Origin of the sequence: Wolbachia endosymbiont of Wuchereria bancrofti, from assembly GCF_002204235.2 — a bacterium.
Lineage (GTDB): Bacteria > Pseudomonadota > Alphaproteobacteria > Rickettsiales > Anaplasmataceae > Wolbachia.
The window spans coordinates 1-26,601 of the sequence record NZ_NJBR02000038.1 but is presented as its reverse complement, the minus strand read 5'-3'; the positions used below and the strand labels follow the sequence as shown (position 1 = coordinate 26,601).

The window sequence follows — 26,601 nt, the reverse complement described above, 5'->3', positions numbered from 1 at the left end:
GGGAAAGAGGGTGTTTGATATGATAGGGGAAGGAGGCACTGGAATAATACTCTTTCTGGCAAATCGAGGTGATAAACCCTTCCTGATTATTTTTCTATACATCTTTACCAACACATTATGTGGAAGTTAAAGGGCGCTTTTGTATATTCAATGGGCTTCCAGTTGCATCCCTTACATGTGTAGTCAAATTTCTCTAAAGACGTTTTCTCCCTGATTCTTTTTACTGCTTCACTCCAGGTCAAAGTCTCTCTAATTTTTATTCTTAAAACCTCATATGCCTTCTGTCCAGCTCTAAAACTTTAGCTTGTGTAGTGCATTTATCTTGCTGAGTCTGTGGTTTAGACAAGCACTACAGATACTATCAAGATTACCAGTTACTTTGATTCGAGTATTGGGGTTAGTGATTACTTTACTTGCTATCCTTCTGTAATTTTCTATAAAATCCTGAAAATATCCATATCTTTGCAACGCAAGAGCGTATATGAAATAGTGATGACTAAATCTTATCATTCCTCAAATATCGTAAAGCTGCTACGAGTAGGAAAACCTTCACTAAACCAGGAAAGATAAACGGTAGCATGCCAACCATTATTGCTTGTTTCAGACCTACGTGAATAACAAGCCAACTGACACCACAAATAAAGATTACAGCTGTACCAGCCAGGCAGTTCAGAGAATTGCATATAAGTGACTCATATTTAGAATTCAGCGATTCGTTCACTTTACTCATCACTATAACAGCAGCTAAAAAGCCAACCAAGTACCCACCTGTTGGCCTGAGAAAAGTGTGATAGCCACCAAGAAAATCTGCAAAAACAGGTAATCCTGCTGCACCAAGTGATAAATACGTAAGCACAGAAAAAAACGCTGTCCTGCAGTTAAATTTAAGTCCAATAAGCATTACTCCTAAACTTTGCAGTGTAATAGGCACAGGCTGTAATGGTATGCTCATTTGAGCTGTTAGAAATAAGAGTAAAACACAAAAAAAGACCTCGATTAACGCCAATTTACTGCTAGATTGCGTTGTAAACATACTCCTCTAAGTAAAAACATACTAAAGCTAATTATATTTTAGGAGCTTTGCAACTTAAATTTTGCTTTTGTTGCTCATAATTATGTTCCTTGTGTGGAACAAAAAGGTTAAACTTTTTTTAATATTCTACTATATATAGTTAGCCTTTTTTTGAGGATTAAAAATGATAAGTAAAGAAGACCTACTGGAGTTGATGAAAATAAGGCATAGTAGACATTCATATGGTCAAAGTAAATTAGCACATCAGGAAGAAATAAATATGCTGATAGAAACTGCACGGTTATCTCCCTCACGTTATGGTGACGAGCCCTGGAGACATGTGATATGCAATAGACAAAGCAATCAAGATGCATGGGAAAAATTACTGAGTTGCCCTACTGAACCCAACCAAAAGTGGGCAAAAGATACACAAATATCAACCATATCATTGAGCGCTAAAAATTTCCATGATCACACAAAAAGAGCAAATTTTTGGGGCAGCCACGATATTGGTGCAGCAAATTATACACTTACGCTACAGGCTACATCTATGAATTTAATGCTCATCAGATGAGTAGATTTGGTAGGAGTAAAATAGTGAAAAATTCAATATGCTAGATGATTTTAATATAATGTCAGTGATAGCGGTTGATTACGAAGAAAAGGGTGCTGAAGCCAAGGAAGAGACAAGAAAGCCAATAGAGAAAATGTTTTTTATAATGAGTAGCCAAAGTCCTAAAAGAATGTACGGTACTGGTAACAATTTCGTTATCATAGACTCACGCTCGATAAACAACTTGAATTGGAATTATAGAGAAATTGCCAATCAAAATGGCTGCGACCAAGTTATAGTAATAGCCAACTCCAGCGCAGCTGATTGCTTTATGCACATTTATAATGCTGACGGTGGTGAAGTCGAAATGTGCGGAAACGCAGCACGTTGCGTTGGATATCTAATAATGTCAGAAAGAAGTACTGAGTATGCCACCATCGAGTTAGTAAACGAGCGCATTTTAGAGTGCTTCAAAGTGGGTGGCAGATCCATAAAGGTCAATATGGGCAAACCACTGTTTAAGTGGTATGAAATTCCTCTTTCCGCTAAATGTGATCCACTTCATTTACCCATAGAGCTTGAAATGCTAAAAGATCCAGTTGCAGTAAATATTGGTAATCCGCACATGGTTTTTTTTGTTGATAACATAAGAGAAATACCGTTGCAAAGCTTAGGACCAAAGCTAGAAAAGCATACATTATTTCCCAAGAAAGTGAATGTTAACATTGCGCAAGTTGAAAAATCTGGGGAAATATCTTTAAGAGTTTGGGAAAGAGGTACAGGTATCACTGCCTCATGTGGTAGTGCAGCCTGTGCAGCACTTATTGCATCCGTGCTTCGTGGATACTTGATTACTCGACAGACCTCAGTGAATTTGCCAGGAGGTAAATTACTAATCGAGTGGCCAGATAACATATTTATGACTGGCGATATAGGGTTCCTATAGCCCCAGTTTAGGCAACATGAACCTTATGCATCACTTCTAAAATTTTTTTGCCAATCACCGCAGGAGTTTCCGCAATTGCAATACCAGCACTGCTCATAACTTCTAGCTTTGCACCAGCACTTCCTCCACTAGAAGAGATAATTGCCCCAGCGTGTCCCATGCGTCTCCCTGGAGGTGCCGTTTGACCAGCTATAAATCCAACAATTGGCTTTTTAGTTTTTTCTGTCTTCACAAAATGTGATACATCCTCTTCCTCATTTCCGCCTATCTCACCAATGACTACAATACCATGAGTATTCTCATCTTTTAAAAATAGTTCCATACAGTCAACGAACGTCATACCGTGAATAGGGTCTCCTCCAATTCCAATGCATGTTGACTGACCAGGTCCAACAGCGGTTGTTTGTGCCACTGCTTCATAAGTTAAAGTTCCAGAACGAGACATAATTCCTATATGCCCACGCTTGTGAATATGTCCTGGCATGATTCCTATTTTGCATTCTTCAGGTGTAATAATTCCAGGACAGTTAGGACCAATCAATCGACTTTTTGAACTAATAAGCGCATGCTTAACCCTCACCATATCAAGTATAGGAATACCTTCTGTAATACAAACTATCAACTCTATCTCTGCATCTATTGCCTCGAGTATTGCTGCAGCAGCAAACTTAGCAGGTACATATATAACCGTAGCATTTGCATTAGTTTTTTCTTTAGCTTCTGCTACAGTATTAAAGACTGGTAAATTGAGATGAGAGCTTCCACCCTTTCCAGGGGTTACACCACCAACCATCTTTGTCCCGTAGCTGATAGCTTGCTCTGAATGAAATGTACCCTGTGCACCAGTAAAACCCTGGCATATTAATCTTGTATCTTTGCTTACTAAAACAGACATGCTTTATTCCACCTCTTTTACTATCTTCTGCGCAGCTTCATCTAGTTCATCTGCAGCAATAATATTTAATCCTGATTCTTCCAAGATTCTTTTTCCTTTCTCAAAGTTAGTACCCGATAACCTAACCACTAGGGGAACTTTAATGCTCATTTCTTTTGCAGCTTCAACAATTCCACTTGCAATAATATCACAACGCATTATACCACCAAATATGTTAACTAAAATTCCTTTTACGTTACTATCAGACAATATGATTTTAAACGCTTCGGTGACAGTCTCTTTGCTTGCTCCGCCACCAACATCTAAAAAGTTGGCAGGTTCTGCTCCATAATATTTTATTATATCCATTGTTGCCATAGCAAGACCTGCACCGTTCACCATGCAACCAATATTGCCGTCCATTTTTATGTAACTAAGCCCATGCTTTGAAGCTTCTATCTCTTCTTTCACTTCTTCATCATAATCACGGAGTTCCACAATCTCCGGATGGCGGTATAGAGCGTTGTCATCAAAACTTATTTTAGCATCAAGCGCAATAAAATCTCCAGAATTTGTTTCAACTAATGGATTAATCTCGATTTGGTTTGCGTCAGTTGCAATAAATGTGTCATATATATTTTTTGCAACATTTGTTATTTTTTCTATTTGTTCTGGACTTAAGTTAAAAATGTTGCTTAGTTTTCTGCTATCAAAATTTGCGAAATCAGCAGCATAATCAATATCAAGCTTCACAATTTTCGTGGGAAAATTTTTTGCAACTTCCTCAATATCTATTCCACCTTCTGAGGAAAATATGAACGCTGGCCTACTGAGCTTTGGGTCAACTACTATGCTTAAATAATATTCCTTTTTAATGCTAGAGCCTTCCTCAATGTATACCCTTCTTACTTGTTGCCCATTTGGTCCTGTTTGATGAGTAACTAAAGTTATGCCAAGCATACCCTTTACAAACTGTTGCGCCTCTTCAGCCGACTTTGCCAATTTTACGCCACCAGCTTTACCCCTACCACCTGCATGAATTTGAGCTTTGACTACAAGCACATCGGACTTTAATTGATTTATTTTGGTTTCCGCTTCTTCTGCAGACATAGCAACAAAACCCTTTGGCACTGGAACATTAAATTTATGCAAAATCTCTTTTGCCTGATATTCGTGAATATTCATAAAACAACCAATGATAAATTATTAAAAATTACCAACCGTAGCGCTGCCTTCTACTCTCTTGTTGGCGCTTCTTTTTTTTAGCTTCAGCTTTCTTTTTAGCTCTCTTTTCTGACTTTTTTTCATGATATTGTTTTTTTATCTTCATCCCTCTTCCTTCCTTTTGAATTGTTTTTTTCAATACCGGAAAAGCCCTATCTACATTACCATAATGAACTGATACTTCAATCAAACTCTATACCTCCTTCGGTAATCATCTCAAAAGCTTATTTATAAATTAGAAAATTAACATTGTCAATTATTTCATAAACTTAACTGTAACATGGCCAGAATATGAAGGCTCAAAAGCGTGAAGCTCCCATCAAAAATCGGGGCGGAGAGATTTGAACTCCCGACCCTTTGGTCCCAAACCAAATGCGCTACCAGACTGCGCTACGCCCCGACTTCTTCATTCAGAATACCAATAACTCAGCAAAACGCAAGGTTCATTTATTTAATAAAAAACATTCACAATAAATATGTCCCGTTATTGCCTTTAGACTTGGTAGTTCCTCTATTTTTGTCATTTTTAGGCTAAACTACCACTTTTTCTTTCTCTTTATTTTTTTTGTCCATATTATTTTATTAAGGCTGTGATGAGGATCTTTATGAAAGAAAAAATTACTACCTACTTATAACGATAATTGCAATGATGAGCGTTATAGGATTAATGTCTTCAGATATTTACCTATCTGCATTGTCAGTAATGGCAGAGTATTTCCGCGTGGAATCACAAGACATATAGATCACTCTAAGTATATATCTGCTTAGTTTATCTCTTGTACAAATAATTTATGGTTCCTTGCCAGATAGGTTTGGACGCAGATCTATTATTATAATTAGATGTTGCTATTTATGTTGTATTTTCTGGACTTTGTATAATACCTACTAGCGTTAAAGCCCTGGTAATTTTTCGCTCTTTTCAAGCAATAGGAGCATGCTCCAGTATGGTACTAGGAAGAACAACTGTTGGTGATTTATTTAAATAAAAAAGAAGAAGCAGCGCAAATTTTTGCAATTATATTTCCAACTATCGACCATGTCACCAGTCATATCTCCTATAATTAGAGGACTCCTTGCACCTTATTTTAACTGGCGGGCCAATTTTCTTTTTTCAGTAACCATTGGAATTATATCGATGGTCATCATAGTCATTTCGTTCAGAGAAACCTTACCCCAAAATAAAAGAATTAGCATATCTATTACATGCCTTATAACACACAATAAGGAAATATTATGCAACCCGATCTATTAGCACACAGTACAATTGCATTGTACGGCTTACTGTACTTATTTCACCCACTTAGTCAACTCTCCATTTATCTTTAGTAAATTAGAGTTCAATCCAGGTAGCATAGGTTTCTTCTATATTACCATAGCTTTATCATATGTATTAGGCAACATGTTAAGTAAAAAAATAATAAAAACCAGCACTATAGATAACGCGCTGTTATTAGGCACAATAATCTTTACCATTAGTGGGTCAGTGATGTTTATTTTAGCTTGGAATACAATGAGTAATCCACTAGAATTATTATTTCTATGACTATTCTAATATTAGGCAATGGATCTCTTCTTCCACTTGGTGCAGCGAGTGTAATGTCAATATTTCCTAAGATGGCTAGAACTGCTTCTGGTCTTAATGGGCCTCATGTCACTCAGTGCCGCCTCTATATCATCAGTAGTTGCAGGTCATATCTTAAATGAGTTAATTCTTTTTATTCTGATAATGAAGAATAGGTTGAAGCAAAAGAAAGAATTTTCTACAGAAAATCTTTAACTAGACAGGGTTTGGAAGGAGTCATGCTTCTTGTGATTAATTCAAAAGTAGGAATATTTTAAAGATGACACTTTATTTACAGTTCTTTATTTGTTAGCCTTGCTTCCTATTGTTGCAATAAGGTCTATAAACTTACATAAATTCAAAACTTTATTTAGCGCATACTTCTATTACTATAACCTCCATGAATCATACAGTTAAAGTGATATATCGGTAATTGTATATCCACAACCTACTACTATTCTATATTCAACATGAACTGAGTTTATTTTAAAGTTGGGAATTTTAGGGTTCTTTCTTAATCATTTCATTTCTACATCAGAATGTCTAAAATTACAGCCTGTTTCATATTTGTGCCTTATTCTTTCTACATTGGTACCAACAATTTTTCTAGTATTAGTCTTTAACTCTTCTTTTTTATTTATCACTGTGTTAGCTTTCAAGGATTTATATTCGTTTATTTTTTCTCCCATTGACTTTTTCTATCTTGCACTAGCCCATGGTAAGTTCCAGAATTAGCCTTTATAAATTTTGCCTGTCTTTCTGATCTTTTTGTAGCAAGATCCGCTTTAGCATATGTAGATTCTTGTTGCAATGAATCGTTTGCCTTTTTCTATGCTTTACACTCTTCTGTGCTGGTGTAGAGCGGGTTTTTACGTTTCCTAATATTAGAAATTTCAGTGTAAATGTGCTTACTATCTCGTTCTTTTGTTTCTTGTTTTCCAGCAAAACTTGCTTCAGCATATTGTTGTGACAAATTAATTGAACCATCCTGTATTTTGTATTCTCCTGTGCTAGAATAATCACTGTCAAGTGAACTATTATCTCTTCTATAACGAGAGAATTCCTCATAAAAATGTTCACCATCTTGTTCCTTTGCTTCTTGTTTTGCAGCAAGATTCACCGGGATATATACGTGTGACAAATCGACCGACTTTCTCTGTGCTCTAAGCTCTTTTATGCTAGAATAGCAACTGTTGAGTGAATCATTATCTCAAAAACTATCTACTTTCTCATAAATGTGTTTATTATATGCAAATTGCGTTTCAGCATTCTGGGAAGGCATTTCTTCATAAGTAATTGCAAAGAATGCCTTATACTCCCCTTTATCATTGAGGCATACTTTCCTTCAATATTCATACTGCCTGTATTGCAATATTCAGAGTCCCTTACCAACAAAAATTGTACTATAGGGTAAGAGATTATTTCCTTTGGCAAGTTTCTTTGATAGGTCCAACTACAAATTTTAAGGCAGCTAGTCTTTCCCACAGCGTGCGTTATAGAATTCTTGTTATCTTTGTCTAATGAGTTAACATCAGCCCCTGTATTGATAAGTAATTCTACTATGTTGTAATTGAGATTTTCTATAGCAACACAAGTGCATCGTTTAAGTGCTGATTATCCTTTTATTATTGGTGGATTCCTTTCTTTTAGCAGATGAGAAGAGTTTATTTAACGCATTGAAGAGGCCTAGAGCAAGTTTTACAATTCCTTTATTGTTGTATTTGGTAGCTTGAATTAATAGGTTGCTTTTTATACCCATTGGTTATACCTCACTGCCCATATTCTTAGAAATATGTTATCTTACAGTGGTTGACTTTTCCTTAGCTTTTATAAAATCGTCTAGTCTGTACTGTGAAGTTTTATAAATTTTAGTCTTGCTTCCACCTTGCATATGGGTATTTTCTTACTCACATCCTTCAAACTTGCAGCCATGTTCAATAACTTTAGGTAAAATGTTGCAGCATTTTTGAAATCTGATAATTTATCCAGAATAATAGCTAGATTATAGATATAAAAAATATTATTTTGATCAAGGGAAATTGCAGTTACCATGTATTCCTTGGCTCTTTTATAGTTTTCCTTTTCATATAGATCAGACCCAAGTTTGCTAATAAAGGAGCATAATTTTTTTGTATATCATACAATTTCAACATTCCACTTAACGCCAGATCAGGATTGTACTGTGAAATTATTGTTAGAAAGTTTTCTAATATATAAGAGTTACCAGGATATTCTTTTAAAAGTTTTATGTAGACCTCTATAGCTCTTTTATATTCTTTGTTAGCATAATAAATATTCCCTAGACCAATTAAAGCATTTTTATGATAAGCAAATCTTGCAACGACTTGATTAAGAAGAGAAATAGCTGTCTCACTACCTTCCGACTCAAAAGAATTCTTTACCTCTTCTAAGATAGAGTACATACTAAAGCTCTTACCGGAGCTTTGTAAAATTTTAATATTGAATTTGTCATTCTTTTTTTCAATAACGTCAAAGTTTTTACATTTTTTGTCGGCTTTTATATACTTAGCAACGCTATTAAAGGCTTTTTGTATCTCCAAATTTTCGTTAGCATAGGCAGCAGAAAATTCTAATAAAATCATGGTACAAATTAATATATAAGCAAGTACAGATCCAAGTATTGCAGCGTTGAGGTTAAATATTGGTATCATTCCAGCACGTAACCAGTAAATCTTATTTTCCCGAGCTATACGTAACACAGTATAAACTTATAAATACTAGTCCACCTATCTCATATAATAATAAAGATATTACTAACAATGGGGTCAAACATGAATGCCGCTATGCTGACTGCTATTTTATAGCATATATATAGTTAATATATTCATTTTATAATATGATATGTTAATGATCATATATTCTGGTAGTTTTTTCATCTACCCCAAATTAGTTATGCAACAAAACCACCCTAAAAATAATTTTAGGTCTTTATTAATATAAAGTTAATATAAGCACGTTAGCATAAATGTCTATTATTAAAATCTAAGGAATTTGCTTTATAACAAAATTTACATAAAGGACAAATGTTTAAAAGAACTGTCCGAATTTATAGATTAAGCTGCAATTGAAGAAGTGGAATCACTTGACTTTTCAAAAGCTATTTTAGCTCATGCAAAATGCTCTTCTAATGAAGCAGAAGAGATAGCTTCTGCATCGGATGTCTTCAATGGTCACGATTCACTTATAGAAGAGAGTAGAAGATGGTGAAGGAGTAATCGATAATGATGCGATAGATGTAGCAGGCTGTACAGCAAGCACAGATATAACATAAACTACATAGATCAATAAACACGCATTACAACTTAATAAACTAAGAAATAATGCATTCACAGCAGGGGTTTTTGCACTAGTACAAAAACCCCTGCTTTACCCTGTTTACTTTTATCGTACTAGTTGACAACTAACAATTAGACGTCTGAATCAGTTGACAAATTAAACACTTGATAAGCATAATTTGGAGCTTCCTGCGTGATGATTATATCATGAGCATGGCTCTCTCTTAATCCTGATGCAGTTATAATTACAAACTTGCAGTTTTTCTTCATCTCTTCTATATTCCTATTACCGGTATACCCCATTGCAGCTTGCAACCCGCCAATTAATTGATGGATTACTCCCGAAGCTGGACCTTTAAATGGCACTCTTCCTTCCACTCCTTGAGGAACTAATTTGAGTTTTGAGTCTTTATCTTGAAAATAACGGCTAGCAGAACCTTGTTTCATTGCACTAATAGACCCCATTCCTCGATAACCTTTATATGCTCTACCCTTATACATGATAATCTCACCTGGACTTTCATCAGTACCAGCAAAAATTGAACCGATCATCACAGAATCAGCACCAGCTGCAATAGCTTTTGCAATGTCTCCTGAGTATTTTACACCACCATCAGCAATCAATCTTACTTTTCTTGCTTTACATGTTTTTGCAACATTTTGAATTGCAGAAAATTGTGGCACACCCACACCTGTAACTACTCTGGTTGTGCAAATTGATCCAGGTCCTATTCCAACCTTTACTGCATCAACACCTGCATCAATCAATGCTTCAGCAGCTTCCTTTGTTGCAATGTTTCCACCAACTAGCTGCGTATTTGGATACATCGTTTTTATTTCTTTAATAGTATTAATAACGTTTTCAGAATGACCGTGAGCAGTATCTACAATAATCACGTCAATCTCTTCTCCGATCAGAGCTTCACATCTTTCTATACCATCCTTTTTACCAGTACCAACTGCAGCGGCAACTCTGAGCCGCCCTTTACTATCTTTACATGAATTAGGGTATCTATTGTATTTTTCAATGTCTTTAACTGTGATCAAACCTATACAACAGGAGTTTTCATCTATGACCAAAAGCTTCTCTATTCTATTTTCATGCAATAGTCTCATTGCTGAAGTGCTATCTACCTCCTGCTCCTGTATTGTAACTAACTTCTCTTTTGTCATTACCTCGGAGACTTTTATACTCATGTCCTGATCTTCAATAAACCTTATATCTCTGTTAGTTAAAACTCCGACTAACTTGCGTTGATCAACTACAGGAATACCAGAATAATCATGCTTTTTCATTAATGAAATTGCTTCTGCAACTGTTTTATCTGGGGAAATCGTGATTGGATTATACACGATCCAACTTTCATATTTTTTCACTCTTCTTACTTCTGAAACTTGCTCATCTACTGATAAGTTTTTATGTATGCAACCTATCCCACCATGTTGGGCAATAGCTATTGCAAAACCTGACTCAGTGACAGTATCCATTGCAGAAGATATGAGAGGGATGTTGAGTTCTATACTATTTGTCAAATAAGTTTTTGTATCTGCATTACAAGGCAATATATTAGAATAAGCTGGCAAAAGGAGTATATCGTCAAACGAGTAACAAGCTTCCATTTTTTTTCATAGGCTTTATTTAAAGCTTATACGCCAATTAAGTAAATTGCAATAGGGCATTGCACAAAATTAGCTAGGTATATGGTTCCAAGCTGTACGACGACAAGAGCAGGCTTTGTTGTATAGTTACCGGTCATTCAAATAGCTCACAGAAATGCAAAAAATTACTTGACATACTTTGCCAGCTTTCTTATCATAACAGTGGATCTATTTTATGTAACTTCCCAATCTGTACAGATTAAAACGATAAGAAGATCTTGTATTTGGCGCATTACTGTTTAATCTTTTGCACTATGTGTATGTATATCTCTAATAAAATTTCTGGTTCTTACCTATATCAAGCTGAAACATGCTTATAAAGCACTTAAGACATCACCCAACGTCAAATTTTTAAAATAAAGAGTTAGTAACTAGCTACTCCTGGGTTTTTTTGCCCTTTTTTTCTACTTAGTAAGTTTTTTAAATATTTGTAGCTGGAGAATATTAATAACTTATCATTTTCTTTTATAATAAAAACTGTTAATGAATACCTAAATCTGAGTAAAAGAAATTTCACTATCATTCACTAATCTAGTTAAAATTCAAGAATTTTAACACTTTAGCTATTTTGAATAGGATTAAATTTATTAATATAAATAACGAATTACTATTCTTAAATTTGATCAGATTGATTGCAAAAAACAAGATTTTCAATAAGTTGTTTATAATCCCAACTATAGTGAGCCTTTCACACGTTGCAATGCAACAAAGTCCTACAGGCACCGCCTCTCATTAACAGGAAACAACTTAGAGCTAGTACCATTAGAACTGGCTTATTTTTAATTATTCATAGAGTTAAAAAAGTCAGCGTTGCTCTTTGTCAAAAGTAGTTTATCACGTAGAAACTCCATTGCTTCAACAGGACCCATAGGGCTCAGTATCCTACGCAACACCCATATTTTATTTAATATAGCTTTGTCAATTAATAGCTCTTCTTTTCTAGTTCCAGATTTCGTAATGTCAATAGCTGGGAATATCCGCTTATCGGCAAGTTTTCTATCAAGTATAATCTCAGCATTACCTGTACCTTTAAACTCCTCAAAAATAACCTCATCCATTTTTGAGCCGGTCTCTATAAGAGCAGTAGCAATTATTGTTAAAGAACCACCATTTTCAATGTTACGAGCTGCTCCAAAAAAACGTTTTGGTCTTTGTAGTGCATTAGAATCTACACCACCAGTTAGAACTTTTCCAGATGAAGGAATAACTGCATTATAAGCACGTGCAAGACGAGTTATAGAGTCGAGTAAGATTACCACATCTTTTTTATGTTCAACCATCCTTTTAGCTTTTTCTATTACTATTTCAGCAAGCTGTACATGACGGTAAGCAGGTTCATCAAATGTAGAGCTTACTACTTCGCCTTTCACAGAGCGCATCATATCTGTCACTTCTTCAGGTCTTTCATCTATAAGTAATACTATCAATTCTATTTCAGGATGATTTGTAGCTATAGAATGAGCCATTTGCTGAAGTAGTATAGTTTTTCCTGTACGGGGTGGAGCAACTATCAATGCTCTTTGTCCTTTTCCAAGAGGTGCAACTATATCCACAGCACGCATATTTATATCTTTTTTATTATCCCCGCTGCTGTTGTTTTCAAGGATTAAACTTTCCTCAGGATAAAGAGGAAGCAAATTATCAAAATGGACGTACTTTCTTAATTCACTTACTTCAGTAAAGTTTATACCTTGAACCTTAGTTAAAGTAAAATATCTTTCCTTATCACTAGGTGGTCTTATTTCTCCGCATACCATATCTCCTGTGCGCAAATTAAACTTCTTTATTTGCCCATTGGAAATATAAACATCATCAGTGCTTGGAGCATAATTTGCATTTGCTGAGCGTAAAAACCCAAAACCATCAGGTAATATTTCCACTACTCCACTTCCTATAGTAATACCTCCTTCTTCGCTCATTTTCTTCATCAAGTTGAATATCATTTCCTGCTTCAACATTCTGCCATTGCCTTTACCATTAGTTGAAATCTTTCTTTCTTCAGCTAGATTTAATAATTCTTCTGCTGTTTTTTCCCTTAGCTCGCTTAGGTTTAGTGTTTTTCTGTTTTCCTTTATACCTTCGTTTGTTGTTTGTTTTATCATATCGTTATCGAAAATTTGCTCACTTTTTTCTATTGGCTCAGGTGCAACTACAACCTTTTCTTTTGCTAAAACATCTTTATTGATCGTTACCATAGTCCTCCAAAAATTCTAACTGATGCTTACTAACCTAAAACGTGATTACAAGATAATAAATTAGGCTGAGCTAATCTTCAGGAAGTATCAAACTTAATTATCATTAAGCTACATACTTTATCTAAAATTACACCAATAAATACCGGTAAGTCAAGTTAATTTAATATTAACACAGCATGAAAATAAGTAAATGATTTGAAAAACTTTAATAATTTTTCTTTATATTTTTTAACCTTTCTTGTTTCTCTTCTTTCACTCTTGCCTTTTCCACTTCTGCTTCTAGGTTTTCCTGGCTACATAAGCCGAGTAGTATGGGATCTTGAGGTTTTATATTCTGCATATTGTAATGAGATCCATCTCTTACCTGCTCCACCGTATAGCTCGTTGTACTGATTAGTTTAGCTATAACATTATTGTCCAAGATAGGGAATTTTTTTATTAAATAATAAATTGCATCAGGTTTATCTCTACGCCTTGCTGCAGAGGCAAAACCCAAAATATTACCAACTACCTTACTTCTTTTTTTTATATTTTTTGCAATCAAACTTGGGATATGATTTGGGTCTCTTCTACAGTCATCAATTTCTTTTTCAGTTATTATTCCAGAAATAACAGGATTAAACTTTTCTACGTCTATTTCTTCATCAGCTATACCTTGCACTTCTTCGAGAGCCAACCTACAACACTGCGCTATTTGATTAAAAGTTAAAGCAGTATTATCTACTAGCCAAGCAGCAATTTGCATGAAAAACTGTTTATTTCTATCATTATTGCCCTTAGAAAGTTCTGTTGACATCAAAGAAACATCTCCAAAATAAAATCAATTGTCGTTACATAGAGCTAAAATATAAGCCATTAAAATTAAAAAAGCATTAATTTTATCACTAGATGACTTTTTTTGGTTTTAACTTCTTAGGATAATCAAGCAGCCAGATCTATCTTAAGTGACTCAAAAGAATATTTTCTCTCTTTGGGCATGATAACTTAATCAAATGTACATTTTTACTTGAGTGGTGGTTAATTTTTAAACTTAGTATATTGTAATACTATATATAGTAGTTAATTAATTAATAGATTTACAAAAACTAAATTATCACTATTCTATAATTAACCGCTAATCAACTTTCATTTATGAATGTTAAAAATTTTTTTACTAAAGTAACCGCTGTCATTTTAACTTGTTTGTTAATCTTTACGGGAGTTGGTAACCTTCTCTCGGATGAGAATAAAAAGGAAGAAATAGCTAGAGTTGGAAAGGAAGTTATAACATTAGGTGAGTACAAATCGCTATATCAAAGTTATGGAAAGCAGATCTCTGGATCTGATATTAGTGAAGAGCAAGTGAAAAGATTGAAATACGATCTACTTAATGCACTCATAGAGCAAAAACTACTGTTTAACTTAATCAGTGATTTGGGGTTAGTAGTTGGGGAAGAATCCATAAAAGACCACATTAGAAATACCAAGTACTTTCAAAACGATAAAGGAAAGTTTGATAAAGAAAAATTTCATGAGGCGCTAAATAGTCTGCACATGGCGGAAGGAGAATATGTAGCAAAGCTAGAGAAAATCCTACCTGCAATTATGTTCATAACTTCATTATTTCATGATAACTATCCAGTAACTTTTGGCAAAAAAATCGATGAACAGATATATAAGAACCGCTATCAAACTAGAGTAGTTAATATTGTTAAAATAACTCAAAATGCAGTTACAAACGTTACTGAACCAGATGATCGAGTCTTACTTGACTTGTATGAGAAAAATAAATCCCATTTTTATTACCCTGAATATCGAACTGCACAATATATTTCTTTAGGCCAAAAATACTTTGCAAACCAAATTCAAATTTCAGATAGAGAGGTTGACGATATAATAAAACAACAGGAGCTTAAAAATCAAAGAGATATATTTAACTTAATATTCTCTACTAAAGAAGAGGCTGAAACAGCACGGAAAGCATTTGAGGAAGACAAAGTAAGCTTTGAACAGATAGTAGAGGAGTTTGGAAAAACAAAACTTGAGGAAACTAGGATAAATAATATAACTAAGGATTTTTTACCAGAAGACATGAGAGAAAAGGTGTTTGCTCTCAAAGTTGGTGAAGTAAGTGAAGTTTTAGCAAGCAGTTTTGGTTGGCATATAATAAAAGTGGATAGTGCACATCAAATCTCTAATGAGAACTTAGTTGATCTGAAGAAGAATATAAAGTTAGTTTTAACTAATCAGAAGTCCTTTGAAAAGGTCAACGATTTTATAAACCAAGCAAACTATAAGATATATAACGGTGCAACGATTGAAGGAATATCCAGTGAATACAATTTGCCTATGCAAACTATCGGTCCAGTAGATGCTAGTGGAAAGGATCAAAGCGGCAATAGTGTGGAAAGCTCTAGTGATTTGGTTTCTTTCATCTTTTCACGAGAAAAAGACCAGAAAGGTTATTTTAAGGGCGTTGGAGATGCCGTTGTTAGTGTAAAGATCGTCAACATTGTTCCACCTAAACTGCAAAGCTTCGAAGAAGGTAAGGCATTAGCAATAGATCTTTGGCGTAATGGGTTTATAAAAGAAAAAATGTTTAAAATTGGACAAGAAGTTGCAGCTCGATTAAAAGAAAAGGCAGATTTAAAAAAAACTCAAGGTATAGAATTGATTAAGGATCAGCAGATACATCGCAATGAAGTAGGTCAGCAAAGTTACCCCTTTTCTTTTATAGAGGAGATTTTTAATATGAAAACGATCGGTTCAGTAACAGACCCTGTTCAATACAATAATGAAGTTATAGTAGGCGTTTTAAAAGAAACGTACTCATCAAACGGCAAATTAAATACGTTCGATACTGGAAACCGTGTAATGATATCGCTAAAAGAGCAGTTAATTAGCTACTTAGAATCAAAGTATAAGGTTAAGGTTAACCATGCTATACTGGATGATACATAAAAAAGTCTAATTATTACTATCTGACATAGATAATAAGAGCAGTTGTATTGTCCTTGAATGGCAATGTGGCAATTAGTTTGACTAAAACTGCTTAATTATATAAAATTGTAACTAGTATAATAAATAAAGGTTAACATGGCAGTTAAAATAAGGTTGGCAAGATTTGGTGCAAAGAAACGCCCTTTTTACAGAATAGTTGTAGCTGATTCACGTGCGCCAAGAGATGGACGTTTTATTGAGAGAATAGGGCAGTACGATCCAATGCTACCAAAAGACAACAAAAATTGTGTCGTGGTAAAAGCTGATAGATTAAAATATTGGCTAAGTGTAGGTGCGCAAGCAACTGAAAGGGTACTATGGTTCATTAAAAAAGGCATAATAACTTCAGAAACAGAAAAAAAGAAAGTAGAAACAAAGAAAGCAGAGATAAAAAAAGTAAAAGAACAAGAGGTATAAGTCTCATTAATGCTGAACACCGATTTAACAAATAATGATATATTAGACGATATCGTATCCTCTGACTTATCAGCTATGAAGAATTTTATCTTCAGGGATGTTAACAACGAAGGTGTCAAGCTTGCTGCTGATATTATATCTCATCTTGTCAGATCAGGTGGAAAAAAAGTTAGGCCCAAACTTGTCTTTATCATATGTAAAATGCTGAACTATTCCGGAGAGGATAGGGTTAAAGTTGCCGCATCAGTAGAATTCATACATAACGCCACTTTACTTCACGATGATGTGCTTGATGAAAGTGAAGCACGTCATGGAGTTAAAACAGCAAATAAAATTTGGGGAAATAAGTCAAGCATCTTAGTTGGTGATCTGTTATTGACTCTAGCATTCAGATGGCTTATAGAATGTGGAAATTTAAACATTCTCTCCATTTTATCTGGAGCATCGCATTCACTTGTAAATGGCGAAATAAAGCAAATGGCAGCACGCTTTAACTCTCACACTATTAGGAAAAACTATTTCGATATCATTGGAAAGAAAACAGCGTCTTTATTTTCTGCATGCTGTGAAGCTGCGTCTGTAATATCCAATGCTACAAGTAATGAAACAGAGAGGTTGAAAAATTTTGGTCTTAACTTTGGTATGGCATTTCAAATAATTGATGATACGCTTGACTATACTGCTGACCAACGTACTTCTGGAAAACAAGTCGGAAAGGACTTTTTTGAAGGTAAAGTTACTTTACCTGCTATTATAGCGTACGAAAAAGGCAGTCCAGCAGAACAAAAATTCTGGAAAAAATGTTTTTCTTTGGCTGAGCGCAACTTTGACCAAGCATTACATTATATCAATCATCACAATGCTATTCAGCTTTCTATAGAAAAAGCGAGGCACTATGTTAATATGGCACAAAATAATATTAACACTTTTTCTGATTCTTCTTATAAAATTGCTTTAATTGACTTTTTAAATGCAAGCATAGAACGACAAGCTTAGCTAGTTCTTGATATTTTCAGATTAATTGTTATATATTTATTAGATTTTTAAGGATAATGATATGTCAGATAGTAGTAAAGAAAGAAAGAAGAAATTCACTAACATGGTGAATAAACAAAAAAGCGAAGACCAACAAAATAATAGTAAACAAGCTGATGATTTAGATGAGCTCAAAATATTAAAAGAACGTGCAGTTCAGCTTGAAGATCATTTACGCCGTGCTGTTGCAGATAACGAAAACGTTAAACGTATAATGCAAAAACAAATTAGCGATGCAAACGACTACGCAGTTACAAAATTTGCCCGTGATATGATCGATTCGTGCGATAATTTAAAAAGAGTAATGGAAATTTTGAAGGACGATGATCCTGTTCATGAGGGAATTAAAGTAGCTTATAAAAAAATTATGAATGATCTCAAAAAGCATGGAATAGAAGAGATAGACCCAATCGGAGAGCTTTTTGATAGTAATTTACATCAAGCTGTTGTAGAAAGAGAGGATAATGAAAAAAAAACTGGCACTATTGTAGAGGTCTTGCAAACTGGTTACACTATCAAAAATAGGTTGCTCCGTCCTGCAATGGTTATTATTTCCAAAAAAACCTGCTAATTGTGGAAGCAGTTAACAATACATATACAATAAGATAGATATGTAATGACAGGCGTAGTCTTTTCAGGCACTCAACCAAGTGGTGTACTACATTTAGGTAATTATCTTGGTGCAATTAAGCAGTGGGTGGCTTTACAAGATAAATATAAATCTCTTTTTTGTATAGTTGACTTGTATGCGATCACAGCCAATAAGCTTCCTGCAAGCGAATTAAAAAGTAATATTTTTAAAACAGCAGCAGCTTATATCGCGTGTGGAATAGATCCAGAAAAATCCATTATTTTTAATCAGTCTACAATTAGTGGTCATACAGAACTCAGTTGGCTGCTCGGGTGCTACACACCAGTTGGTTGGCTTAATCGTATGACTCAATTTAAAGATAAGGCTGGCAGCGATAAACAAAAAGCTTCTCTTGGGTTATATAGTTACCCAGTGCTTATGGCTGCAGATATATTGCTATATCGAACCAAATACGTCCCTGTTGGTGATGATCAAAAACAGCACTTGGAGCTTGCACGCGATATTGCATTAGCTTTTAATAATCACTATAAGCTTGGTCATTTCGTTATACCTGAAATCCTAGTTTTAGATCATGCATCTAGGATAATGAGCTTAAGAGATGGCACAAGCAAAATGAGTAAATCTGACCCTTCAGAATATTCGTGCATTAACCTTGACGACACGGATGACTTGATTGTTAAAAAAGTAGGAAAAGCAAAAACAGATTCAATACTAGGCTTTGATTTTGCTACTTTAAAGTGTCGCCCAGAAATAAGCAACTTGATAAACATTTACTCAGTACTTAGTAATTTAGATGTAGATAAAGTGTGTGAAGAAATGAATAAGTATGATATGCAGCACTTTAAAGGAGAGTTAGCTGATTTAATCATAAGTGTTATATCACCCATACGTGAGGAAATAAATGATCTTTTAAAAGATCAATCTCACTTATACAGAGTGTTAAAAAAAGGTACAGAAAAAGCAGCGGAAATTGTTGGCCATAACATAAAAGAAATCAAAAACATTATAGGGTTTGTTCAATAAGTTACAACTACTTCTTTCCATGACTTTCAAATCGTGCAGCTATTTCCTTTATACTTAAATGTGTGAGAAGAGGTTTTTTGCTAATGGAGATTTAGGACCAGACTTTGCTGTTATAGGATCAATTGCAGATCTTTTATTCTCTGTTGGAAATAAACGAGATTGAGAAGCAGTTTTTGGTGAGAGTGTAGGATCTTGCCTTACACCAGTATTTACTTGTGCTGCTGTAGTGACTTTGCTTTCAACAGGTCACACACCTACCTTTTCTTTTACTTGATTTCGCTTAAATTTTTCTTTTAATGTTTTGACTTTGCTGTCCGTCTTGTGATTGATCCCTTCATAGCAACTGCTTCTACTTTTGGTATCGCTTTACTAGAAGCTTCCTGCGTAGATTGCCTATGATCTTGATCTTTAGTTTTTTTTTACATTTCAGGTTTACTTTCAGCTGATTTTTTAAGAATCACATCCATTACTCCTGGCTTCGTATTTATTTCTTCTTTTTGATCAGCACAGCCTAGATTTTCAGACTTTGGCAATATTTTAGGTTTATCTTTTCTCGGTTTTTGCCCAATCTTTTGATTGGTAGCGAACGTTTTCTTTAGTACTGGCAGTGCTATTGATGATTTTGGTGGTATTGAAAATCTAGATCGCTGTTTACGTTCTCTTTTTGCTTCTATATGTTTTTTAGAAACCGTTGCATAAATTGCCTATTTCTCTTGATAATTTGATATTCTTTTATCAGGCTCTTCATTTAACAAACTTCCATAGCCTGAGTCCTTGCAACTATAAGAAAGCTTATTGCTATCTGAGAGTATAATCTCTACTTCTGATTTAAAACGTACCTTCTTCTCAGTAGTAGCAACCTTTTTCTAAGACTCAGGCTTAAGCTCATTTACGGAAAGGTTAGCTTCTTCTAATGAGAAAGTTTTCTTCAAATTCGGAGCAGTTAGGGGTAGTGGAGGTGCAGTTGTTGGTCGTTTTATTTTTCCCTTTGTGTGATTACCACCTAATTCTTCTTTTGGCTGTTCTTCCTTTTATTTTAAAGCTATTTTGCTTTCTACATTCACTTTGTATAATTTATATTCTTTCTGAACTTTTTACCCTGTTCCGAATCTAAAATTTCTTTCAAAACATTGGGTCTCTCTTTAAGGAAATTAATTTTTCTCAAGATATTTGTGTATCCTGCTGCTTTTTCTAAAGTAAAACTTGGCAATTTATCTTTAGCAAAATTTCTTATGTTGTTATTCTTAATCGGAACATCTTTTCCTAAGATTGTGTTCCATATGTTCTTTAATGTTTCAAAAAGACCTGATGGTTTTTCATCAACCGGTTTTACATAATTATTCAAGTCAGTATATATAATAAACTTAACTACATCTTTGCCTAGTTTGTAAAATTTTCTAGTGCCTGAGACAAATCTCTTACTGTTTCATTATATTGTTTATCGATTTCCTTTGTATTTCCTAACCCTACAACTTTGACCAGAGAATCAAGATTTTTTCATAGTTGTCACTTTTGAATGAGTCACTCATACTAATCACAACTTACTATTTATTAAAATATAGACTTAAAAATTAAGATCTAGTAAATATCATTTGTATAACCCAGGGACCCAGATTAAGCTCTATTGAGTACGCTTAAACAGTTTGATTTCATTAGTATGCAGACTTTACAATCTAATTGGCAAAGTTCATAATCCTATCTAAAAAGATGCCGAAAAAAAGTAGTAGTCCTATATAGGAATTATTTTTAAACATGGACATGCATTGACTAGAGTTGTCAGGATTAAAATGTTTGTACTGGCGATAAAATATAAATCCTACAACAAGCAGAGCAATGTAAAAAATGTTGTTCAATGATGATAAAATACCGGCGTATAGCCACACCATGAGAGATATTAAGTAAAACCTTTTTAGCCAAGATTTTGTTTTATCACCAAAATATAATGCTGTTGATTTTATTCCAAGTTTTTCATCATCCTTTTTATCCTGATGGGCGTATATGGTATCATAACTCAGCGTCCAAAAGATGCATCCTATATAAAAGAGCATGGGTTCTATACTGATCTGGTTCTTCACTGCTGCCCAGCCTATAAGTGATCCCATATTGAAAGTAAACCCTAGAAACAATTGTGGCCACCAAACATAACGCTTTAATAAGGGGTAAATAGTTACCATACACATTGAAACTACTCCAAGTATAAGTGTAGTTTTGTTAGTAAACAGTAGAACGACTAGGGCAATAGATAGTAACAGAAAAAGTAAAATCAAAGCTTGCTTTACGTTTAATTTGCCACTTGCAAGTGGTCTATATTTTGTTCGTTCAACATGCGCATCTATTTTTCTATCGAAAATATCATTGATTATGCAACCTGCAGGTCTCATTAAAAATGCACCTATGGTAAACAAAATAAGGAGAAGAAAAGTCTGCCAAGATAGAGAAGTCGAGGCTAGAACAATACCACTTAAACCAGGAAATAACACAAGCCACAAACCTGTTAAACTGTGTAACCTCATTAATGAAAAGTAACAATTGAAATGCATTTATTAAGTATAATTACTTAGTATTTTGCTTATGTTAACAAAATTATCGAACGCCAAATCAGCCTTAAAAACTAACTTTGGTATAAATCGTAAATCAACATAACTCAATATGGATTTGCGTATTAACCACGCAGATTGGTTAATTTCATTAACAACAGCATTAATATTATAATTTTTTTTGCTTAATGAAGATAACACAATATATACATCTGCCTTTTTCAAATCTTCACTTAATTTTACATCAGATATTACTACATTTTTATTGAACACCTTACCTTCCATTAAGACTTTGGATATTGCTCTACGCAATACAGATGCTATTTTCAGGTTTCTGATTTCCTTTTTCATATTAAACTACTACAACACCCTTTCTTCTTGTACTAATTGATGAGCTTCAAGAATATCTCCAATTTTAATATCAATGTTACCGTCCAGAGATACTCCACATTCAAAGTTTGTACCTACTTCCTTAACGTTATCCTTAAATCTACGTAAAGCTTTCAACTTTCCTTCATATATCAACTTATTATTGCGCATTACCTTAATCAAAGAATCTTTTTTTACAACTCCATCACTTACATAACATCCAATAATATTGCCTACTCTAGATACATTAAATATCTGCCTCACAGATGCAGAGCCAATACGCACTTCTCGTGTCACAGGCTTTAACATTTTAGTCAAATACATTCTCATGTCGTCAATAAGTTCGTATATTATACTATAAGTATGTATTTCTACACCCTTCCTTTTTGCTAAATCCCTTATTTTTGAATCTACTTTGACATTGAACGCTAAAATTACTGCACTTGATGCTTCTGCAAGCAGCACATCTGAATCTGTTATTCCTCCTACTGCCTTGTGTAGGATATTCAATTTCACTTGGTCTTTACCGAGCTTATCAATTGAATTCGATATTGCTTCAATAGAACCAGTTACATCGCACTTTAAAACTACAGATAGTTCCTCTACTTCACTATCATTGCGACTGAACATGTCTAAACTATTGTTGCTTAAATCTTCTTTCTTTTCCTTGATTAACTCTAACCTATACTCAGCAATTTCACGTGCCTGCTTTTCAGAACTTACTACAACAAATTTATCTCCAGCATTTGGTATACCATTTAGACCAGTGATCTCAATTGGAGAGGATGGTAGTGCCACCTTTTCTCTTTGCCCAAGGTGATTAACCATACTGCGCACTTTACCATATGTTGTACCAACTACCAACATATCACCAACTTTTAGCGTTCCTTCCTCAACTATCAATGTAGCCGATATTCCCTTGGCTTTATCTATTTTAGATTCTATTACCCACCCCAGTGCTCTACAATCTTCTATTGCTTCTAGCTTCATTAATTCAGCGATCAATAAAATCGCCTCTTCTAGTTTATCCAAATTAATTTTCTTTTTTGCTGATACTGGCACAACTATAACATCGCCACCGAGCTCTTCAGGAACGAGATCATATTGAGGTAAACTACTAATTATCCTCTCTACATCACCAGATTGTGATCTATCAATTTTATTAATAGCAACTATAATAGAAACATTTGCCGCTTTTGCATGATTCATTGCTTCAATTGTTTGTTTCATGACTCCATCATCAGCCGCAACTACTATTACAACTATATTAGTGATGTTAGCGCCACAAGCACGCATCGCAGTGAACGCTTCATGTCCCGGCGTGTCAATGAAAGTAATTTTTTTATCTTTTGTAATTATCTGATAAGCACCTATGTGTTGAGTTATTCCGCCTAACTCTCTTTCTGCAACATTAGACTCACGAAATGCATCGAGCAACGAAGTTTTACCATGATCAACGTGTCCCATAAAGGTGACAATTGGTGGTTTAGGTTTTTTAGGCAAACTTTCTCTCTCTTCTATAAAAAACAAATTCTTTTCTTTGTTAGCACCGCTCACTCGTTTAGTCGTATGATTGAATTTCTCCACTATTTCGCATGCTATTTCTGGATCCACTAAATCATCCACTCCATAACTCTCACCCATTTCTTCTTTCAACATCTTTAGCACACTTTTGCTATCTTCTGCCATACGAATAGATAATTCCTTGATTGTTATCTCATCTGGTATAATAACTTCCCTTGAGATATTTTTACCCTTAGTGAATTCTGATTTTCTATTTCTTATACCAAATCTTTGCTTAAACACAGAAGGTTGTTCAATTTTGTCATCTATTGATTGTGCAATTACCCTCTTAGAATGCTTGGAATATATATCTTTGTTAGTCTTTAAAGACCTTTTATTATTATCTTCGTTGTCAGTGTTATTCTCTATTAGCTTGACTAAGCTAACATCATTCAAAACTTCCTTTTCAGTTTCTTTAAATGAAGTGTTCGTGGCGCTATCCCTGTCGTTAGTCTTTTCATTACTATCTTCTTTTACTATACTATCTTTTTTTACTATGGCTCCTTTTTCTCTTAGATTCTTTTCTTTCAGCAAAGCAGCGTTCTGTACAGCATTAATACGAGAAATTTGCTCTTTTTTTGTTAAAGAACCTAATAATTTATTTCCATCTTGTTCTCCTGTGTCATGAGTTTTTCTTCTTCTTTTTTTTACTATTGTAGCTCCCATACTTGGACTTGCTGAAGAGCCCAAATTGAGGTCTAATTTAAGCTTACTAAAGCCTTGGAGTGTTAATTTTTTGCTACTGATATCTTTATTATTCATATTATATTACACCAAGCTTCTTGCGCGCTTCCATGATTATTGAGTTCACTGTGTCTTTTAAGTTTTCTTTACCACTCGCTGAAGAAGAAAGTATACTACAAAATTCATAGCTTGACAAATCTGCTATGTTTTCTAAAGTTTTAATACCATGTTCACTAAGAGCAATTTTATCATCTATTGATAAAGGTAAATTGATCACATCACTTTCCATACCTAAACTTTTTAACTCTTCTATCTTTCTATCATTTTCTGCTTTTAGATATCTATTTGCCCTGTTACGCAGTTCACTTGCAATGTCCTCGTTAAAGCCTTCTATTGAAGCAAGCTCTTTAATGGAAGCATTCGATATATCTTCTACGCTTGAAAAGCCTTCTGTGACTAACAGTTGACCCATAATCTCCTCTAAGTTTAAAGCTTCAGCGAATAGAGCTGAACACTGACTAAGCTCTCTATTGCGCCTTTCCGATTCTTGTTGAGTGCTTAGTATCTCAATCTTCCACCCAATAAGCTCTGAAGCTAGTCTTACATTTTGACCCTTTTTTCCTATTGCCAAACTCAATTGATCTTCAGCAACTATTAGTTCTACGCAATTTTCACTTTCATCAATAATAACCTTCGATACTTCCGCAGGAGTGATTGCTTTAATAACAAATTGGCCTAAGTCTGAAAAGTAATGTACGACATCAATTTTTTCACCATTTAATTCATGTATGATGGCTTTTATTCTCTCTCCCTTAACTCCAACACATGCACCTACTGGATCAATATTCTTATCGGGAGAGAAAACGGCAACTTTGGACCTTGAACCAGCATCTCTAGCTATACCCTTAACTGTCACTAACCCATCAGCAATCTCCGGTATCTCCTGACTTAGTAATGCCTCCAAAAAGCCTTCATTCGCCCGAGAAAGAATAATTTGACGTCCATCGTCAGAGCGCTTAACAGTTTGTATGTAAGCTTTAATCTTATCACCTTCGCGAAATAATTCACCACCAATTAAATTTCGCAATGGAAGGTATGCCCTAGTACCATTCATATCTATAATCAGATCTGAATATTCTACTTGTTTAACAATACCATACCTTATTTCTCCTACTTTATCTTTAAATTCTTCATATTGCTTCTTTAACTCTTCATATTTAATTACTTGAGCAATCCTTTGCTGGGCAATTCTTGCTGAGGCAAGATCAGTATTAAGAGAGAGCAATTCATTAATAGTGTCTCCAACTTTTGCATCCTCCTTTATTAATCTGGCTTGTGTAAGCGTAATTGACCCATATCCGTTATTCTCTTTTCCATTTGGTTCATCATCAACGACCTTTAATTCCCTGTACGAAATAACTTCACCTGTGCTTCTATCTATATTAACCACAACCTTACTTTTGCTACCATACTTTTGATAAGCTACTGCTTCTATAGCACTTTCTAATGCTTTCATTATAACTTCAAAATCTAGACCTTTCTGAAGTGAAATCTCCCCAGCTGTCTTTATTATATCAAGATTTCCTACTAAGTTATTTTTGTCACTTTTCTGTTTAACACTTCTTTTGCGATCAGCAATCATACAAATAAATCCTATACAATTAGTTATAATTATAGTTTCAACGGGCAAAGAACGCTATTCTCAATATTAAATAATTGCTAATTTAAGTCAAGTTTTTTCATGTCTTTGCATTACAAGCAATGTAGGGGTAAAAAATAAAGTTAAAACCATTGCAGCTAATATTCCATTTGCTATAGCCGTTAAAATATTAACCACTGCTGGCTTGATGGTGCGTCATATATGATTTGTAAAGCAAAAAAATCGATGTTTAACTTAGTAATCATAGGTATCAGCCCAAGGACCGTGGTTTCAACGGTAAGCAATATTGGCCTAATACGAGAAATCGAGGCATTTATTACACATCGCTTAATATCATTTTCATATATCTTGATTTGGTGACGGAAAGCATCGAGTAATAGTATATTGTTATTCACTATAACCCCCGCTAAAGCAATCACCTC

Annotated in this window: 26 protein-coding genes, 1 tRNA gene and 2 pseudogenes; 10 read left to right on the top strand and 19 right to left on the bottom strand. The window is 34.4% G+C overall.

The annotated features are described in order from the left end of the window. Window positions 1-104: 104 nt before the first annotated feature. Genes CCY16_RS06655 through CCY16_RS02415 form a run of 3 tightly spaced genes read right to left on the bottom strand, consistent with a single transcriptional unit; the run spans window position 105 to window position 1,033 of the window. The gene (locus CCY16_RS06655; RefSeq protein WP_281250500.1) at window positions 105-242 is read right to left on the bottom strand and encodes a hypothetical protein; all 138 of its coding nucleotides are present in this window, start codon (window positions 240-242) and stop codon (window positions 105-107) included. A 49-nt stretch (window positions 243-291) separates the two neighbouring features. Next, the gene (locus tag CCY16_RS06650) at window positions 292-510 is read right to left on the bottom strand and encodes a DUF1284 domain-containing protein (protein WP_281250499.1); all 219 of its coding nucleotides are present in this window, start codon (window positions 508-510) and stop codon (window positions 292-294) included. After that, entirely contained in the window at window positions 497-1,033 is a 537-nt protein-coding gene (locus tag CCY16_RS02415; RefSeq protein ID WP_088414687.1) for a biotin transporter BioY, read from the bottom strand. The genes CCY16_RS06650 and CCY16_RS02415 overlap by 14 nt, the downstream gene beginning before the upstream one ends. A 163-nt stretch (window positions 1,034-1,196) precedes the next feature. Here CCY16_RS02415 and CCY16_RS02410 point away from each other — a divergent pair. Continuing rightward, window positions 1,197-1,728: pseudogene (locus CCY16_RS02410) on the top strand (nitroreductase family protein); the annotation flags it as partial. A gap of 3 nt (window positions 1,729-1,731) precedes the next feature. Continuing rightward, entirely contained in the window at window positions 1,732-2,511 is a 780-nt protein-coding gene (dapF, locus tag CCY16_RS02405) for a diaminopimelate epimerase (RefSeq protein WP_179946031.1), read from the top strand. Window positions 2,512-2,518: 7 nt separating this feature from the next. On the opposite strand, the gene sucD is transcribed toward dapF, so the two are convergent. The 4 genes from sucD to CCY16_RS02385 form a co-directional block, all read right to left on the bottom strand. Beyond that, window positions 2,519-3,406, bottom strand: a complete 888-nt coding sequence (sucD, locus tag CCY16_RS02400) for a succinate--CoA ligase subunit alpha (protein WP_088414685.1) — start codon at window positions 3,404-3,406, stop codon at window positions 2,519-2,521. Window positions 3,407-3,409: 3 nt separating this feature from the next. Continuing rightward, window positions 3,410-4,570, bottom strand: coding sequence for an ADP-forming succinate--CoA ligase subunit beta (gene sucC, locus CCY16_RS02395; RefSeq protein ID WP_088414683.1), 1,161 nt, complete (start codon window positions 4,568-4,570; stop codon window positions 3,410-3,412). A 28-nt stretch (window positions 4,571-4,598) separates the two neighbouring features. After that, on the bottom strand, window positions 4,599-4,799 hold the full coding sequence (gene rpsU / locus CCY16_RS02390) for a 30S ribosomal protein S21 (protein ID WP_088414681.1): 201 nt from the start codon (window positions 4,797-4,799) through the stop codon (window positions 4,599-4,601). Between the two features lie 136 nt (window positions 4,800-4,935). Further along, window positions 4,936-5,009 (bottom strand) — tRNA-Pro (locus tag CCY16_RS02385). A gap of 999 nt (window positions 5,010-6,008) precedes the next feature. Between CCY16_RS02385 and CCY16_RS05790 the strand changes: the two genes are divergently transcribed. Together CCY16_RS05790 and CCY16_RS05510 are read left to right on the top strand one after the other, a co-directional pair. Next, a complete protein-coding gene (locus CCY16_RS05790; RefSeq protein ID WP_218916637.1) occupies window positions 6,009-6,152 on the top strand; it encodes a hypothetical protein in 144 nt (47 codons plus the stop codon). Beyond that, a complete protein-coding gene (locus CCY16_RS05510; protein ID WP_179946030.1) occupies window positions 6,149-6,313 on the top strand; it encodes a hypothetical protein in 165 nt (54 codons plus the stop codon). Before CCY16_RS05790 ends, CCY16_RS05510 begins: the two co-directional genes overlap by 4 nt. Window positions 6,314-6,688: 375 nt before the next feature. On the opposite strand, the gene CCY16_RS05505 is transcribed toward CCY16_RS05510, so the two are convergent. From CCY16_RS05505 to CCY16_RS02370, 3 genes and pseudogenes are all read right to left on the bottom strand, one after another. Further along, window positions 6,689-6,859 carry a hypothetical protein gene (locus CCY16_RS05505; RefSeq protein ID WP_179946029.1) on the bottom strand — a complete coding sequence of 57 codons (171 nt, stop codon included), beginning with the start codon at window positions 6,857-6,859 and terminating at the stop codon, window positions 6,689-6,691. Between the two features lie 140 nt (window positions 6,860-6,999). Continuing rightward, window positions 7,000-7,311, bottom strand: a complete 312-nt coding sequence (locus tag CCY16_RS02380; protein WP_143696898.1) for a hypothetical protein — start codon at window positions 7,309-7,311, stop codon at window positions 7,000-7,002. A 698-nt stretch (window positions 7,312-8,009) separates the two neighbouring features. Further along, window positions 8,010-8,890, bottom strand: a pseudogene (locus CCY16_RS02370) (tetratricopeptide repeat protein). 373 nt (window positions 8,891-9,263) lie between these two features. Here CCY16_RS02370 and CCY16_RS06645 point away from each other — a divergent pair. Then, a complete protein-coding gene (locus CCY16_RS06645) occupies window positions 9,264-9,398 on the top strand; it encodes a hypothetical protein (protein ID WP_281250498.1) in 135 nt (44 codons plus the stop codon). A gap of 200 nt (window positions 9,399-9,598) precedes the next feature. Here the strand turns inward: CCY16_RS06645 and guaB are convergent, their stop codons facing one another. From guaB to CCY16_RS02355, 3 genes are all read right to left on the bottom strand, one after another. Then, window positions 9,599-11,086 (bottom strand): IMP dehydrogenase, encoded by a 1,488-nt coding sequence (guaB, locus tag CCY16_RS02365; protein WP_088414675.1) that lies wholly within the window; start codon window positions 11,084-11,086, stop codon window positions 9,599-9,601. 818 nt (window positions 11,087-11,904) lie between these two features. Continuing rightward, window positions 11,905-13,320: a transcription termination factor Rho gene (gene rho / locus CCY16_RS02360; protein ID WP_088414673.1), complete on the bottom strand. Its 1,416-nt coding sequence runs from the start codon at window positions 13,318-13,320 to the stop codon at window positions 11,905-11,907. A gap of 205 nt (window positions 13,321-13,525) precedes the next feature. Continuing rightward, a complete protein-coding gene (locus CCY16_RS02355; RefSeq protein WP_088414671.1) occupies window positions 13,526-14,116 on the bottom strand; it encodes a cell cycle transcriptional regulator TrcR in 591 nt (196 codons plus the stop codon). A gap of 335 nt (window positions 14,117-14,451) precedes the next feature. On the opposite strand from CCY16_RS02355, the gene CCY16_RS02350 reads away from it, so the two are divergent. The 5 genes from CCY16_RS02350 (at window position 14,452) to trpS (ending at window position 19,366) form a co-directional block, all read left to right on the top strand. Then, window positions 14,452-16,260: a peptidylprolyl isomerase gene (locus CCY16_RS02350; protein WP_088414669.1), complete on the top strand. Its 1,809-nt coding sequence runs from the start codon at window positions 14,452-14,454 to the stop codon at window positions 16,258-16,260. Window positions 16,261-16,395: 135 nt separating this feature from the next. Then, window positions 16,396-16,716: a 30S ribosomal protein S16 gene (rpsP, locus tag CCY16_RS02345; RefSeq protein ID WP_088414667.1), complete on the top strand. Its 321-nt coding sequence runs from the start codon at window positions 16,396-16,398 to the stop codon at window positions 16,714-16,716. Window positions 16,717-16,725: 9 nt separating this feature from the next. Continuing rightward, window positions 16,726-17,712 carry a polyprenyl synthetase family protein gene (locus tag CCY16_RS02340; protein ID WP_088414665.1) on the top strand — a complete coding sequence of 329 codons (987 nt, stop codon included), beginning with the start codon at window positions 16,726-16,728 and terminating at the stop codon, window positions 17,710-17,712. A gap of 61 nt (window positions 17,713-17,773) precedes the next feature. Beyond that, complete coding sequence (locus CCY16_RS02335; protein WP_088414663.1) at window positions 17,774-18,322, top strand: nucleotide exchange factor GrpE; 549 nt, start codon at window positions 17,774-17,776, stop codon at window positions 18,320-18,322. 45 nt (window positions 18,323-18,367) lie between these two features. Next, window positions 18,368-19,366 (top strand): tryptophan--tRNA ligase, encoded by a 999-nt coding sequence (gene trpS / locus CCY16_RS02330; RefSeq protein ID WP_088414661.1) that lies wholly within the window; start codon window positions 18,368-18,370, stop codon window positions 19,364-19,366. Between the two features lie 1,060 nt (window positions 19,367-20,426). Here the strand turns inward: trpS and CCY16_RS06125 are convergent. The 6 genes from CCY16_RS06125 to CCY16_RS02300 form a co-directional block, all read right to left on the bottom strand. After that, on the bottom strand, window positions 20,427-20,711 hold the full coding sequence (locus CCY16_RS06125) for a hypothetical protein (RefSeq protein ID WP_245800729.1): 285 nt from the start codon (window positions 20,709-20,711) through the stop codon (window positions 20,427-20,429). Between the two features lie 328 nt (window positions 20,712-21,039). Next, entirely contained in the window at window positions 21,040-21,906 is an 867-nt protein-coding gene (gene ubiA, locus CCY16_RS02320; RefSeq protein WP_088414659.1) for a 4-hydroxybenzoate octaprenyltransferase, read from the bottom strand. Window positions 21,907-21,909: 3 nt separating this feature from the next. Further along, entirely contained in the window at window positions 21,910-22,254 is a 345-nt protein-coding gene (locus CCY16_RS02315; protein ID WP_088414657.1) for a ribosome-binding factor A, read from the bottom strand. A 9-nt stretch (window positions 22,255-22,263) separates the two neighbouring features. Continuing rightward, on the bottom strand, window positions 22,264-24,597 hold the full coding sequence (infB, locus tag CCY16_RS02310) for a translation initiation factor IF-2 (RefSeq protein ID WP_088414655.1): 2,334 nt from the start codon (window positions 24,595-24,597) through the stop codon (window positions 22,264-22,266). Window position 24,598: 1 nt separating this feature from the next. Continuing rightward, window positions 24,599-26,161, bottom strand: a complete 1,563-nt coding sequence (gene nusA, locus CCY16_RS02305) for a transcription termination factor NusA (RefSeq protein WP_088414653.1) — start codon at window positions 26,159-26,161, stop codon at window positions 24,599-24,601. Between the two features lie 179 nt (window positions 26,162-26,340). Next, window positions 26,341-26,601 (bottom strand): efflux RND transporter permease subunit (locus CCY16_RS02300; protein ID WP_245800728.1); only part of this gene is annotated, 261 nt, incomplete at its 5' end.

What these genes read in the sequence shown, in the direction of transcription:
- dapF (WP_179946031.1), top strand. Translation starts at nt 1,732, where the DNA reads ATGAGTAGCCAAAGTCCTAAAAGAATGTACGGTACTGGTAACAATTTC.
- trpS (WP_088414661.1), top strand. Translation starts at nt 18,368, where the DNA reads ATGACAGGCGTAGTCTTTTCAGGCACTCAACCAAGTGGTGTACTACAT.
- sucC (WP_088414683.1), bottom strand. Translation starts at nt 4,570, where the DNA reads ATGAATATTCACGAATATCAGGCAAAAGAGATTTTGCATAAATTTAAT.
- CCY16_RS05505 (WP_179946029.1), bottom strand. Translation starts at nt 6,859, where the DNA reads ATGGGAGAAAAAATAAACGAATATAAATCCTTGAAAGCTAACACAGTG.
- infB (WP_088414655.1), bottom strand. Translation starts at nt 24,597, where the DNA reads ATGAATAATAAAGATATCAGTAGCAAAAAATTAACACTCCAAGGCTTT.
- CCY16_RS05510 (WP_179946030.1), top strand. Translation starts at nt 6,149, where the DNA reads ATGACTATTCTAATATTAGGCAATGGATCTCTTCTTCCACTTGGTGCA.
- CCY16_RS02315 (WP_088414657.1), bottom strand. Translation starts at nt 22,254, where the DNA reads ATGAAAAAGGAAATCAGAAACCTGAAAATAGCATCTGTATTGCGTAGA.
- CCY16_RS05790 (WP_218916637.1), top strand. Translation starts at nt 6,009, where the DNA reads ATGTTAAGTAAAAAAATAATAAAAACCAGCACTATAGATAACGCGCTG.
- CCY16_RS02350 (WP_088414669.1), top strand. Translation starts at nt 14,452, where the DNA reads ATGAATGTTAAAAATTTTTTTACTAAAGTAACCGCTGTCATTTTAACT.
- rho (WP_088414673.1), bottom strand. Translation starts at nt 13,320, where the DNA reads ATGGTAACGATCAATAAAGATGTTTTAGCAAAAGAAAAGGTTGTAGTT.
- CCY16_RS02355 (WP_088414671.1), bottom strand. Translation starts at nt 14,116, where the DNA reads ATGTCAACAGAACTTTCTAAGGGCAATAATGATAGAAATAAACAGTTT.
- CCY16_RS02415 (WP_088414687.1), bottom strand. Translation starts at nt 1,033, where the DNA reads ATGTTTACAACGCAATCTAGCAGTAAATTGGCGTTAATCGAGGTCTTT.
- sucD (WP_088414685.1), bottom strand. Translation starts at nt 3,406, where the DNA reads ATGTCTGTTTTAGTAAGCAAAGATACAAGATTAATATGCCAGGGTTTT.
- rpsP (WP_088414667.1), top strand. Translation starts at nt 16,396, where the DNA reads ATGGCAGTTAAAATAAGGTTGGCAAGATTTGGTGCAAAGAAACGCCCT.
- ubiA (WP_088414659.1), bottom strand. Translation starts at nt 21,906, where the DNA reads ATGCATTTCAATTGTTACTTTTCATTAATGAGGTTACACAGTTTAACA.
- CCY16_RS02335 (WP_088414663.1), top strand. Translation starts at nt 17,774, where the DNA reads ATGTCAGATAGTAGTAAAGAAAGAAAGAAGAAATTCACTAACATGGTG.
- CCY16_RS06650 (WP_281250499.1), bottom strand. Translation starts at nt 510, where the DNA reads ATGATAAGATTTAGTCATCACTATTTCATATACGCTCTTGCGTTGCAA.
- nusA (WP_088414653.1), bottom strand. Translation starts at nt 26,161, where the DNA reads ATGATTGCTGATCGCAAAAGAAGTGTTAAACAGAAAAGTGACAAAAAT.
- CCY16_RS02340 (WP_088414665.1), top strand. Translation starts at nt 16,726, where the DNA reads ATGCTGAACACCGATTTAACAAATAATGATATATTAGACGATATCGTA.
- guaB (WP_088414675.1), bottom strand. Translation starts at nt 11,086, where the DNA reads ATGGAAGCTTGTTACTCGTTTGACGATATACTCCTTTTGCCAGCTTAT.